Below are 13167 nucleotides of genomic sequence, written 5' to 3'. Positions count from 1 at the left end.
TTTGTCGCTTTAGAGTTTCACATTGAGTGTGGCGATACCGGTATGTGCTGCACCGGCTTTGATATCCACTGAGCCGGTTCCTTTGACGACCCATGACAGCGTAATTTTGCCATAAGCATCAAGCTTATTGATCAGCTTGATTTTTTCACCGGAAACTAAGTCAGCGGCATCTTTGCTGATGTCTACCCTGATATTCCTCAACCAACGGGATTTTTCACCCATTTCAGAATGTGTCGGCAAAGAAGAATTGTTGAAAAGGTCTGCGGTGATTCTTGTCAGTCCGTTGCCAAGTTTTTCTGATTTCACATTGTGAAACTCCAGCTTGGGACTCATTGCTGCCAGCTTCAGGATGAATGCGGTATGCTCCATGGCTATAGAATCCACTTTGGCAAAAGGAGGATTGTGCATCACAAAAGGTCTGATGCCACCCACTTCTACTTTCTGACCTGGGAAATCCTGATGCGTCACCGGCGCCCAAGGCACGTGTACATTGCTGAGATTTTCTTTTGCGGCCCAGGCCATGAAGTTTGCCTCGGCATTGCTGTTGGATTTGCCGTCTTCTCCTTTGACCTCAGGAATCCACCATCCCGGTGTGCTGAAGCTGAGTCTTCCAAAGTGGAAATAAGCCCATTGGAAAAAGTCCCCGTCAGTACCCTGATTGGTTTGGTTGAATGCTTTTTGGGTAATGGTTTCATTGTAAATTCCTGAAACCATGCCGTTGATGGCTACATCTTTTTCCAGCATGGAAGCGATTATCCTTTTCTTGGCATCACCCGCATTGTATTTTAGGGGAGCGGAGAGGTTGTTTGCAGGACTGAAAGTCACAAAAGCAAAGATGTTCCATTGATTGAAAAGGTAATCCAACAAGGCGCGGCTTTCGACCTGCGATACCGCAAAATCCCCTGCTAACGGCTGGAAGATCGGGAATTTGTAAGTCTGGTTTTTGTTAAAGGCAATGCCTTCTGCCAAATCCTCTCCAAAGCTTCCGTCTTTATCCTTGTCCATACTCTCAGGCATCATCAGGTAGTTGCCTTTTTGGCCTTTGGACCTGTCTGCTTTTGCCATCAACCTGCTGTCCTTTTCATTGGCCATGTACTCGCCCATGGGGCTTTCGACGCGCATCATTGTGATAAGTCCATCTTTGTTGAGGTCCTCATAGACATCCTCTGAAACCTGTCCGTCACGGTCGTGATCGACTTTGGCTGCATTGCCTCTTCTTTCATACTTCAGGGAAGCATGGTACTGCTCATAAGCATCAGGAGACATGTTTGGGAAAATGTAGAAAGTGTTTTTTTCTAGGGCCGATGCATGGTTTTTGACCAATCTTTCGGCAAACTGCAGAGCCAATTCGACACTGAGGACATGAAAGCCTTCTGCCCCGCCCACGACTGCAATGGCTGGCTTGTTGTCCATGTCACCGGTTCCGATTTTCAATACCCAGATGTCTTTCCCGCCTTCGGTTTTGGTAAGCGAACTGAGTTTGGCTGCACTTCCGCTGCCGGATATGGCTTGCAGCCTTTGGGTAATCTGGCCAAGAGTGGGATAATCCCCTTGCGCCAGCGTGGTCGAGTGAACGGAAAAAAGGAATCCCGCTCCTAAAACCAACGATAGATACATTTTCTTCATAAAGTATATCAGGTTTAGTTCTTTAATGAAAAAAGACACTCAAAGTGTCTTTTCCCGCGCTATGTTACAAAATTAAAACCGTTAAATAAAAGCCGATTCGTCCTATTGGTTTGCATGGTTTTGAAAGGTTTCAAGTTTGGATAAGCGGAATCTAATTTTAGTCCACTTAAAAAACAAAGCATAAAAAGTTATTTCCTGGGCGAAAAAAATGGTATTTTTCGACAAACACTATTCCCTAGGTATGTTTAGTAAAATTGCCCTTGCCATTGCCTTCTCTCCAAGAATGGAGGCCCTGATTGCTGAATCAAAAAGATTGAAAGACCTCTTTCATGCAGAACTGCTGCTCATCCATGTGGGCGAAAAAACAGTAGTCCTTGAAGAAAAGCTCCATGAGGTGCTTCTCAAACACGGTCTTTTGGATAGCGGAGTAAAGACCATTTGGGCGGAAGGCAAGCCTGCCAAAAGAATCCTTCAAACCTGTGAGGCCGAAAATGTTGATCTTTTGGTAGCCGGGGCACTCAAGAGTGAAAGTTTCCTGAATTATTATATTGGCTCGATAGCCAGAAAGATCATCCGGAATTCCAAGTGTTCGGTGCTGACTTTGATAGAACCTCTGGTCAAACCGACACCTTTTGACAAGGTGGTAATCAACGGCACGGAGCAGGATCAGACACCCTTAGTGATTCAAAAAGGACTCGAATGGTGCAAATTGGATGGCGCAAGGCAGGTCTTTGTGGTCAATGAGATTAAGATGTATGGCCTGAAAATGGCAACTGCAGGGGAAGGAAACGAAGAGGAAATAGCCTCTATACGGAGAAAGCTTGTCGCAGATGAAGTCGCTTATGTCAATGATATTTTGAAGGACCTTGACAAAGGAGACCTCAAAGTCAATGTCAAAGTCACCTGTGGCAGATGGGCGATAGAGCTTGCAAAGTTTTCCGAAGATGTCAAAGCTGACCTTCTAATAGTGGGTGATGAAGGCAAACTCGGGTTTTTGGACCGGCTTTTTCCCCATGATCTGGAAGAAATCCTAAACAACCTTCCTTGCAACTTATTGATACTAAAAAAATAACCTGACCGGATGGAAAAACTGACACATAGTGAGGTTATTAATCTTCTTTTGCAACTGGCCACGATGCTTATTTTGGCTAGGATTTTTGCAGAAATTGCCAGGAAATTCAAACAGCCGGCAGTGGTGGGTGAAATACTTGCGGGGATTCTCCTTGGTCCGACGATAATGGGAGGGATTTTCCCTGAGGTTTTTGAATTTTTGTTCAAAGCAAATCCGATGAGCAATATCGCCTTGGATGGATACATTCAGATTTCCGTCATCCTTTTGCTGTTTATTGCTGGTTTGGAAGTGGAACTGAATCTGGTTATTTCTCAGGGGAAAAAAGCCTTAAACATCAGTTTTTTTGGTTTGGCCATTCCTTTTGCATTTGGATTTACAGCGCCATTTTTCTTTGCTGAGTTTTTCGGTTTTGAAGATGGGAGCAAACTTTTGTTTTCACTTTTTATGGGGACAGCCATGGCAATCAGTGCCTTGCCTGTGATCGTGCGGACACTCATGGATCTTGATTTGTTCAAAAGTCGGATGGGGATGATGATCGTGTCTGCAGCCATGGTTGATGACCTTATCGGTTGGATGATATTTTCGATCATTTTGAGTTTTATGGGCAAAGAAGCCAGTACTATGGGTCTTGGATATACCATTTTTCTTACCATTGGTTTTGCCGCTTTTATGATCACTGTTGGAAAGCGATTGATCAATCAAGTCCTACCTTGGATCAACAAGCGGTTATCATGGCCGGGAGGATTGTTGTCTTTGTCATTGGCTGCCTGCTTTCTGTCTGCAGCGTTCACTGAATTTATTGGAATCCATGCGATTTTTGGTGCGTTTTTGCTTGGTGTGGCTTTGGGTGATTCAGAACATATGTCCGAAAAGGCAAAAGAAATTATCCATCAATTTGTCAACAACATATTTGCACCAGTCTTTTTTGTTTCGATTGGACTCAAAGTCAATTTCTTTACCAATTTTGACCCTTTACTGGTCCTTGTGGTTATTTTGGTGGCCTATGCGGGCAAAGTAATCGGCTGCGGATTTGGGGCACTTCGAGGCGGCTTGGATAAATGGGAATCTATGGCCATAGGATTTGGGATGAATGCCCGTGGCGCGATGGAAATCATCCTTGGATTGATTGCTTTGGATGTAGGTTTGATCAATGAAAAACTCTTTGTGGCTTTGGTGGTGATGGCTTTGGTTACCAGCATGACTAGTGGGCCACTCATGAAATGGGCGCTTAAAAAGCGGATTGTTCTTCAAAAAAGTTAGGTTTGTTTAAAACCAAAATCCCTGTTCGAATGGACAGGGATTTTGGTTTTGGGTACTTATTGTACCTTGAATGAATAAGTTCCTGAAACAGGTTTTCCCTCTGTAGAAAGCCCTTCAAGCCTGATTTCCACTTGGGTTTTGCCATCAGTCAGCGGGAACTCCACCACTGCTTTTCCATTTTTGTCAGTGGTGATTTCAGGATTCCAATAGATCGTGGAGCGATAATCCGGTATCCTTGGGCCAACATTTTCAATGTATTTGGGAGGAGTATAAAACTGCCGCACGGGTGCAAATCCTGTTTTGTTCAAGGTGGCATTGCTGTCCATTGTTGGGGTTTTGGAAAGTTGGTCCACTTGTGGATTTCCTCTCTTTGTAAAGATATTGATCACACCGCCGGCACCGTCGGGTCCAAAGATCATGGCCTTGGACATGCTTCGCAAAAGGTCGATCCGCTCAATATCAGGAACCATGATCACAGCCGCCATGGAAGTCTGCACCGGCATTCCGTCCAAGAGAAACAAAGCGCCCCTGTTTTGGGATCCTCCCGGAGCACCGCCCCGGATCGTGACAGTGGGTGGAGGATTGATGCTGAAAACATCTCCGCTCACGGTGACTCCCGGGAATCGCCCCCGTATCAGCTGGAAGACATTTTGGAAAACCCATTCCTGGGGAGTGACAATTAGAGTAAAATCAGGATTGTCGGCATATTGGATGGCACGGATATCGGACTTGCGCTGGATCTGACTGCTTTGGACGGTAACCTCTTCCAATTCTACCATTTGGTTTTTGAGAAATTGCTGCATCATCAGGTCTGCCTGTTTGACCTCCATCCAATACTCCTTGAATTCGTATTCTGAGCCATCGACTGTCAACAGATCAGAGTTTTTCAAGGTAATATCCGGTCTGTTTTTTTCAAAAAATTCCACTTCGTTGGGCTTGGCCTGGATGGGATTGTTTTTCCTGTTTTTGTTGACCGTAAATACCTGGATGTAAATCGATGTAGAATCTTCAAAATCCAATCCTTGGAATGAAAAATATCCTTTTTCGTCGGTCTGACCGTCATATACCAAAGGATGGTCTTCTTGGTTCACAATCAAAGTCAGGAATTTTGGTTCGGTGATTCCCCTTCGTCCTTCCGGCAAGACCCGACCTGCCAAGTTGATACCAAAGTCAAAGAAATGTTCCCTTTCTTTTTCCAGTTTGTCAAGATGCGACCAATCGAATCTCCTCCAGCCTTGGGTCAATAAGAGATTGTCAAGGTCTTTGGCAGCAGTTGGATTGGTAGCGTCAAAGTAAAAAGCCGGTTGTTCAATTTCTCCCTTCAGTTCGGAAGACAAGTCCATATACGTGCTGATGTTTTGGGCATGGGAAGGATAATGTACCTGAATTCCATCAGTAGCCGAAAGGGAAAAATTGCCCTGAACAGGTTTGCCAAAGGCATCTTTGACCTGGATTTCCATCCTTACGGTTTCATTGGGAGCGTAGCTGGTTTTGGAAGAAACGAATTTGGCAAGGGATTTCTCTTCGGGCTTTAGGAAAACCAACCGCTCAGCCAATGGATTTCCCGAACCGTCCAACAAAGAAAACTGGATGATACCCGATTTGAAATCCGCTTTGTTGAGGGTGAATTTTTTCATCGCAGCACCTCCTTCAAAGGTTTGGGTAAATAAAATTGCCCCTTTGGAAAGAGCCATCAGGTGAAGTGTTTCCTTTTCAGTAATGTTGCTTTTGATGTAGATTTCAAGTTGCTCGGCAGTAAAGGATGAATTGACATTGAGGACATAGCCTTTTTCTTTGATTTCCGGAAACCCAATTCTTTTTTGATTTCCACCGGCAGTGGCAACGACCTCATACTTCTCACTTTTTCGGGGGATAAAAGTAAAACTCCCAATTCCAAGATGGGAGGAAGAAAAATTGCCCAAAGTGTCTTGGTTTGAATCAATAATATGTCCCCTGACTTGGATTCCTTTCCCGTTTTGGCCGATTGCCTTAAAGCCTATTGAGGTCGAAATCCCATCCACCAAATCCCCACCTTCCGGAAACAGCCTCAATTCAAAGTCATTTTGGGGTGGTGTGGCTACGGAGCTGACTTTCCCCAATTCGCCGATATAAATAGCCTGGTGAAAAAACACCTCGGGCTCAAAATTCCTCATCCAAGTGGAATAAGCCCTAAGCGTATACATGCCTGCAGAAAGACCGGAAGGCAAGGTGATATCACCTCTTCCGATTCCTTTTTCCATTTTGAGAATGAGCTTGCTGACTTTTTTTTTGCTAAGGTTGTCGATCAATTCTACATAAACAGGTACAGTGGGTGTATTGTAGATGAACTGATCATCCTTTTGCAAGGTGCCATAAGCTTTGATCCAAATGGTATCATTAAAAAAATAATGTGGCTTATCAGTATGAAGAAAGACTTTTTCAAATGGATAGGCCACTTGGTATTGTTTGGTTTTCGATACCAGGGATTCCAGATTTTGGGCTTGCGAAAAGGGGTATAAAAATACCTGAAGCATAAAAAATAAGGAGAGGATTTTGGTAGCCTTTTTCATTGGGATGGGATTTATGGAAGATGAACTAAAAATAACCAATAATTATCCTAAGCGCATAGCAAAAGGCAATTTTGAAGCAAACTTTCGCAGAAATTGGCAAAAAAATGAAGGTCTAATTTTGGTTTGATTTATGGGGCTTCCTTTGATTTGATACTTAAAATATCATTTCACTTCCATACCATAATCCAGCGGCATCAGGTCACCGATTTTTTCCCAGCCCATGTATCCCTGTACAAAAATGTCAAAAGGATGAAAGTAACTGCCATTATCAAAAACCTGAACGGCCTTGGAACGCATCTCCATTTTGCTGAGCTGTGCCAGTTTGACGCCTGATTCTTTGCTTTCAGCCAATCCGAGGTTTTTGATTGAAAAATTAATATTGCGAAGACTATAAAGAAAAAACCCAGACTCTTCCTCCTCATGCAGGTACAGGATATAGACAGGCTTATTGTAGATGATAAATACCTTCCCGTCTTGGGTAGACTGTGTCAGAGTTGCCGCTGCAATCGGTTCATTATATGGGACGTCAATGGAATCGATGGAGGACATTTCCGGTTTTTTTTCACCCATATCCAATTTTGCATTTTCCCTTGTATCTTCATTCGGATTAATGTCCAGATTGACGACGGGCGTTATTTTGGGGACTCTTTGTGTAGCGAAAACCCTGTACCCTGAATTTTCCGCGTTTCCTGTATACAAACTCCGCATAAAATGCATCATACTTCCCAAATAGGCTTTTTCCCGGCTTTCGGTCACTTTTTTGACCCTTCTTTTTGGCAGTTTTTCTTCCACAAAGTATGGATAGCCTGCATAGACCACCTCATTTTTGGCTTTGTTGTATTCAAAGCCGGTAAGGACGTATTTGATTTGGTAACCGAGATTGGGGTTTTCGATTTCGAGAATATCCTTGGCACGCACTTTCAGTGAGTTTGGTTCTGTTTCCCCATCGAGGATCAGTACTTCAGGATTGAGGATGTTGCAATTTGCGGCATTGGCACTGCTGCCCAAAAAATATTTCTTGAAAACTTCAAGATTGTCGTACCAGGTTTTGTCTCTTTTTTCTTTCACTTCACTTCCTTCCAATTCTATGGTTTCAGGCAAAATCCTGAATTCATAAAAACTTCTCAAAACCTTGGTCGAAATGGTATAGCTGAAAGGTTGAAACCCAATATAGCTGATAACCAGTTCATGGTTGCCTTCAGGGATGGACAAATCAAATTCCCCTTTCTTATTGGTGGAAGTTCCGATGCTGGAATTGCTAATAAAAACCGTGGCGAAAAGCAAAGGCTCCAAAGTCTCCGCATCCAATACCCTTCCTTTGAGACTGTATTGTCCAAAAGCATTCAGGCCAAACAGCCAAAAAGACAACAAAAGAGTCAGAGAAATCCTTATTAGGGTATTGGGATTGACTTTCAACATCTGATTTTTATTTCACTTTGAATCTGTAGGTGGCGTGGATGGGTTCACCGGATTTGGATATGCCTTGGAGATTGACAAAGACCTCAGGCTTGCTTTCGGTCAGGAGAAATTCAATCTGCGCTTTGCCCGAAGCATCTGTGTCCACATTGGGATTCCAATAGATCGTGGACCTGAAGTCTATCGCAATCGGCGCACTGATGTCATAGACTCCCGTTGGGGAATAAAACTCCCTGACAGGCGCATATCCTTTGGCTTTGATAGTCGCATTTCCGGTAATGGGTTCATCAGCGGGGTTCCAATTTGGGTTACCTGATTTGGTGAGTACATTAATAACTCCCCCGGCACCGTCATTACCATAAACGACACCCTTGCTAAGGCCCCTGAGAATATCAATCCTTTCTATCTGGGCCACCGGCAAAACGGCTACTGTTCCGGGTAATGCCAAAACCCCATCAATTAAAAAGGTTGCTCCACCCTGATTCATGATTGAGCCTCCACCTCCCCGGATAATTACACTTGGTAGTGGATTGAGGCTGAATACATCTCCTACTACATTGACTCCTGCAAACCTTCCCCTAAGCAATTGGAATATATTCTGGAAATAATAAAATTCTTTGGTTACCAACAAGCCATTATCAGGTGAATTGTTGTACTGAATGGCCCGGTTATCAGGTTTTAAGCTTCTTTTCCCTGTTACCGTAACTTCTCCCAATTCGATTTCCTGGCTGAGTCTGAATTGTTCAAGCATGTTCTTGGCTTCTTTGACAGAGACGAGATAGTCATCAAAATCCTGAAATTTATCTCCTGAAGGAAGCAATGCCATGTTTCTCTCTTGGAATTTGGGAATTTCAGGAATGGACAGGGCTACTTCATTTCTTTTCACCTCGGATGTTTTTCCGTTGTCTTTTTCCCTTTCAATAAATGCCTGCAGATAAATCCCTACTGAATCCTGATAATCCATACCAAGGAATGTGAAATCTCCGGTTTCGTTGGTCTCGCCTTCATATAGGATCGGCATTCCAAAGCGGTGGTTTACCAGCATGCGCAATGCATGTGGTTCTTTGATTGGCTTGTCGTAAAGCGTAGAAACTTTTCCCGTCAAGGTCAGCCCTTCCTCAAAATCGTACGTCGGGGGGCTGCTTAATTTTGCCAAATGTTCCCAAGAGAATCTTCTCCAACCTTGGGTCAAAAGGAGGTTGTCCAGGTATTTTTCAGCATTTGGGTTTTCAGGATTGAAATAATAATCCGGTTGCTCTATTTCTCCTTTGACCTCTGAGCTCAGCAGAAAGTAGGAATGGATGTTTTCTGCATTTTCAGGATGCAAGACCTGATAGGCATCCGTCACCGATACCGAGAAGTTTCCTTCTACCGCACTTTTGAATTCATCCAACACTTTGATTTCCATCTGAACACGTTCCTTGGAAATGTATTCGGCTTTTGCTGTTTTAAAGGTTGCGTTTCCTTTGGAAAAAGGAAAAAGATAGACCAGCCTTTCTGCCAAAAGTGTCGTTTCTTCATCCATCAGCGTGAAGGTGACCAAGCCCGGATAAAAATCTTCTTTGGCTATCAATGTCGTATTCATTGCCCGTTTTCCGTCAAATTCCTTTTCATATACTTTTTGACCTTTGGACAGTCCGACAAGGAAAAGTTTCTTGCCCTCATTGGCTGTAGCGAGATTGTGTCTGATTTCTACTTTGATTTCTTCTTCCGAATAGAGCGGATCAAAATCCAGGACATAACCCTGTTTTTGAATGTTGCTGAAGCCGAATTTTATCCAGTCCTGCTCTGGAGATTTGGTGTAGACTTCATAAGATTCATTTTCTTTTGGGGTAAATCCGAAGCTTCCCATGCCAAGATGCTCGGATTGGAAGCGCATGATTGTATCCGACTTGCTGTTCAAAATATAGCCGATGACATCCGTACTGCGTCCGTAGGCATCGGTGGCTTTGAAGCCGATTTTACTTTTTATCCCTTCTACTAGATCGCCTCCTTCGGGGAAAAAGCCAAGAGTCAATTTGGAATCTGACCCTGTATATTCCCATCCTTCTCCCAGTTCACCTACCCAAATGTCTTTATGGAAATAAGCTGCATCACCAAAGTTCCTCATCCATTGGGTATAAGCCCGAAGGGAGTACGCTCCTGGCTCTAAGTCTTTGGGCAGGACAATATCCCCCTGACCCTTGCCATCCTCCAGCTTGATGATGATGCGGTCAATGTACCTTTCGAATTTGGCGTCGTACAGGTCCACATAGAGCGGAACAGATTTGGTCGCTTCCGGAGTCTCAGCGCCGTTTTCAATCATGCCGTAGGCTTTGATCCAAATGGTGTCATTCAGGACATAATGAGGCTTATCGGTATGTAGGTAGACTTTTTCCCAAGGAAAAGTATTGTTATATTCTTTGAAGGAGGCGGTCAGTTTTTCTATGGATGATTGGGCAAAAAGATTGGTGCTGAAAATGGTTATAAAACCTAAGCAGAGAAATTGGGAGGGGGATGTTTTCATAAGCTTCAAAACCGTTTTTAAACTTAAGAAATTAACGAAAGGATAAAAAAATAGTTTGATAAATTATTGCATTCAATCACTGCATTTGAGCTGAAATAAAAGAGATCTTGTCTTTGGTTGCAATGGTTATGGGGATGTCGATTATTTGGTCAATAAGCATATACCAAAATCTCAATCCTATGTCCAAAAGGAAGTGCTGAGAATAATTTTCAAGATTTGAAATTATTTCACTTTGAATCTGTAGGTGGCGTGGATGGGTTCTCCGGATTTGGAAATACCCTGGAGATTGACAAAGACCTCAGGCTTGCTTTCGGTCAGGAGAAATTCAATCTGCGCCTTTCCCGTATTGTCTGTGTCCACATTGGGATTCCAATAGATTGTAGACCGGTAGTCTATTGCAATCGGGGCATTTATATCATACAATCCAGAAGGCGAGTAGAATTCCCGGATGGGTACATACCCTTTGGCTTTGATGGTTGTATTACCAATAACAGGTTCATCCTCCCATTTGTAGTTAGGGTTTCCGGCTTTGGTCAATACATTGATGACTCCTCCTGCCCCGTCAGCACCGTAAACAGCTCCTTTGCTCAGGCCCATCAGTATGTCTATTCTTTCTATTTCAGCGACGGGCAACATACCCACCATTGATGGCATCACCCTCATGCCATCAATAAGAAAAGTGGCACCTCCGGAATTCATGATAGAGCCTCCGCCGCCTCTGATGATAACAACCGGAGTTGGGTAAAGGCTGAATACATCTCCTATCACATTGACACCCGGGAATCTTCCCCTAAGCACCTGGAAAACATTTTGAAAATAATAAAATTCTTTGGTCACAAACATGCCCCTGTCGGGCGTATTGTTGTACTGGATGGCCCGGTTATCAGGTTTTAAGCTTCTTTTCCCTGTCACCGTAACTTCTCCCAATTCGATTTCCTGACTCAGTCTGAATTGTTCCATCAAGTTTTTCGCCTCCTTTACAGAGACGAGATAGTCATCAAAATCCTGAAACTTGTCTCCCGAGGGAAGCAGGGCTTTGTTTCTCTCCTGGAATTTGGGAGCCTTTGGAATTGACATCACTACCTCATTTCTTTTGACCTCTGTGGTTTTTCCGCTATTTTTTTCCTTTTCGATGTATGCCTGCATGTAAATTCCTACTGAATCCTGGTAATCCATTCCGAGAAATGAGAACTCACCAATTTCATTGGTTTCGCCTTCATAGAGGATAGGCATTCCAAATCTGTGGGTTACCATCATCCGCAATGCATGTGGTTCTTCAATCGGTTTTTCATTCACTTTATATACTTTTCCCGTCAAGGTCAGCCCTTCCTCAAAACCGTATGTCGGCGGGCTGCTTAATTTTGCCAAATGTTCCCAAGAGAATCTTCTCCAGCCTTGGGTCAAAAGGAGGTTGTCCAGGTATTTTTCAGCATTTGGGTTTTCAGGATTGAAGTAATAATCAGGCTGCTCTATTTCCCCTTTGACCTCCGAACTGAGCTGAAAAAAGGAATGGATGTTTTCTGCATTTTCAGGCTGCAAGACCTGATAGGCATCCGTCACTGATACCGAGAAGTTTCCTTCTACAGCCCTTTGGAATTCGTCCATTATGTTGATTTCCATCTGAACACGCTCCTTGGAAATGTATTCGGCTTTTGCTGTTTTGAAGGTTGCGTTTCCTTTGGAAAAAGGAAAAAGATAGACCAGTCTTTCTGCCAAAAGTGTCGTTTCCTCATCCATCAGCGTGAATGTGACCAAGCCCGGATAAAAACCTTCTTTGGAAATTAATGTCGTATTGATTGCCTGTTTTCCGTCAAATTCCTTTTCATATACTTTTTGACCTTTGGACAGTCCGACAAGGAAGAGTTTCTTGCCATCATTGGCTGTCGCAAGATTATGTCTGATCTCTACTTTGATTTCTTCTTCCGAATAGAGCGGATCAAAATCGAGGACATAACCTTGTTTTTGGATTCGGCTCAATGCAAATTTTGACCAGTCCTGCTCTGGAGATTTGGCATGAACCTCATAAAATTCATTCTCTTTTGGGGTGAATCCGAAGCTTCCCATACCAAGATGCTCTGATTGGAAGCGAAGGATGGTATCTGATCTGGTATTCAAGATATAACCAATAACATCCGTACTGCGTCCGTAGGCATCGGTGGCTTTGAAGCCGATTTTACTTTTTAGGCCTTCTACTAGATCGCCTCCTTCGGGGAAAAAGCCGAGATTCAGTTTGGAATCTGACCCTGCATATTCCCAACCTTCACCCAGTTCCCCTACCCAAATGTCTTTATGAAAAAAAGCTGCATCACCAAAGTTCCTCATCCATTGGGTGTATGCCCTTAAAGAATACGCTCCCGGCTCTAAGTCTTTGGGCAGTACGATGTCTCCCTGACCTTTGCCATCCTCCAGCTTGATGATGATGCGGTCAATGTACCTTTCAAATTTGGCATCGAACAGGTCCACATAGAGAGGAACGGATTTGGTCGCTTCCGGAGCCTCACCGCCGTTTTCAATCATGCCGTAGGCTTTGATCCAAATGGTGTCATTAAGGACATAATGAGGCTTATCTGTGTGGAGGTAGACTTTTTCCCAAGGGAAAGTATTGTTATATTCTTTGAAGGATGCGGTCAGTTTTTCTATAGATGATTGGGCAGAAAGACTGAAGTTCAAAAAGTTAATCAGACCAAAGCAGAGAAACAGGGAAAGGCTTTTTTTCATTGGTGCAAAAAGGTTCTTAT

Annotated in this window: 7 protein-coding genes; 2 read left to right on the top strand and 5 right to left on the bottom strand. The window is 43.6% G+C overall.

Translation table 11 applies throughout. The features are described 5' to 3' along the window. Nucleotides 1–9: 9 nt before the first annotated feature. A complete protein-coding gene (locus tag DQW11_RS07005) occupies nt 10–1626 on the bottom strand; it encodes a M14 family metallopeptidase (RefSeq protein WP_113923351.1) in 1617 nt (538 codons plus the stop codon). Nucleotides 1627–1867: 241 nt separating this feature from the next. On the opposite strand from DQW11_RS07005, the gene DQW11_RS07000 reads away from it, so the two are divergent. Both DQW11_RS07000 and DQW11_RS06995 read left to right on the top strand, forming a co-directional pair. Continuing rightward, entirely contained in the window at nt 1868–2698 is an 831-nt protein-coding gene (locus tag DQW11_RS07000; protein WP_113923699.1) for a universal stress protein, read from the top strand. A gap of 9 nt (nt 2699–2707) precedes the next feature. After that, nucleotides 2708–3958 (top strand): cation:proton antiporter, encoded by a 1251-nt coding sequence (locus tag DQW11_RS06995; RefSeq protein ID WP_113923350.1) that lies wholly within the window; start codon nt 2708–2710, stop codon nt 3956–3958. Between the two features lie 56 nt (nt 3959–4014). Here the strand turns inward: DQW11_RS06995 and DQW11_RS06990 are convergent, their stop codons facing one another. From DQW11_RS06990 to DQW11_RS06975, 4 genes are all read right to left on the bottom strand, one after another. Beyond that, nucleotides 4015–6507, bottom strand: coding sequence for a TonB-dependent receptor plug domain-containing protein (locus DQW11_RS06990; protein ID WP_113923349.1), 2493 nt, complete (start codon nt 6505–6507; stop codon nt 4015–4017). Nucleotides 6508–6669: 162 nt separating this feature from the next. Beyond that, complete coding sequence (locus DQW11_RS06985) at nt 6670–7926, bottom strand: carboxypeptidase-like regulatory domain-containing protein (protein WP_113923348.1); 1257 nt, start codon at nt 7924–7926, stop codon at nt 6670–6672. 7 nt (nt 7927–7933) lie between these two features. Beyond that, nucleotides 7934–10429 carry a TonB-dependent receptor gene (locus DQW11_RS06980; RefSeq protein WP_113923347.1) on the bottom strand — a complete coding sequence of 832 codons (2496 nt, stop codon included), beginning with the start codon at nt 10427–10429 and terminating at the stop codon, nt 7934–7936. Nucleotides 10430–10651: 222 nt separating this feature from the next. Beyond that, nucleotides 10652–13147, bottom strand: coding sequence for a TonB-dependent receptor (locus tag DQW11_RS06975; RefSeq protein WP_113923346.1), 2496 nt, complete (start codon nt 13145–13147; stop codon nt 10652–10654). Between the last annotated feature and the right edge of the window lie 20 nt (nt 13148–13167).

It is taken from the genome of Cognataquiflexum aquatile (assembly GCF_003316845.1).
In the GTDB taxonomy this organism is placed as follows: Bacteria; Bacteroidota; Bacteroidia; order Cytophagales; family Cyclobacteriaceae; genus Cognataquiflexum; species Cognataquiflexum aquatile.
The sequence above is the reverse complement of the archived record's forward strand: the minus strand, read 5'-3'. Positions and strand labels throughout refer to the sequence as shown.

What these genes read in the sequence shown, in the direction of transcription:
- DQW11_RS07005 (WP_113923351.1), bottom strand. Translation starts at nt 1,626, where the DNA reads ATGAAGAAAATGTATCTATCGTTGGTTTTAGGAGCGGGATTCCTTTTT.
- DQW11_RS07000 (WP_113923699.1), top strand. Translation starts at nt 1,868, where the DNA reads ATGTTTAGTAAAATTGCCCTTGCCATTGCCTTCTCTCCAAGAATGGAG.
- DQW11_RS06995 (WP_113923350.1), top strand. Translation starts at nt 2,708, where the DNA reads ATGGAAAAACTGACACATAGTGAGGTTATTAATCTTCTTTTGCAACTG.
- DQW11_RS06990 (WP_113923349.1), bottom strand. Translation starts at nt 6,507, where the DNA reads ATGAAAAAGGCTACCAAAATCCTCTCCTTATTTTTTATGCTTCAGGTA.
- DQW11_RS06985 (WP_113923348.1), bottom strand. Translation starts at nt 7,926, where the DNA reads ATGTTGAAAGTCAATCCCAATACCCTAATAAGGATTTCTCTGACTCTT.
- DQW11_RS06980 (WP_113923347.1), bottom strand. Translation starts at nt 10,429, where the DNA reads ATGAAAACATCCCCCTCCCAATTTCTCTGCTTAGGTTTTATAACCATT.
- DQW11_RS06975 (WP_113923346.1), bottom strand. Translation starts at nt 13,147, where the DNA reads ATGAAAAAAAGCCTTTCCCTGTTTCTCTGCTTTGGTCTGATTAACTTT.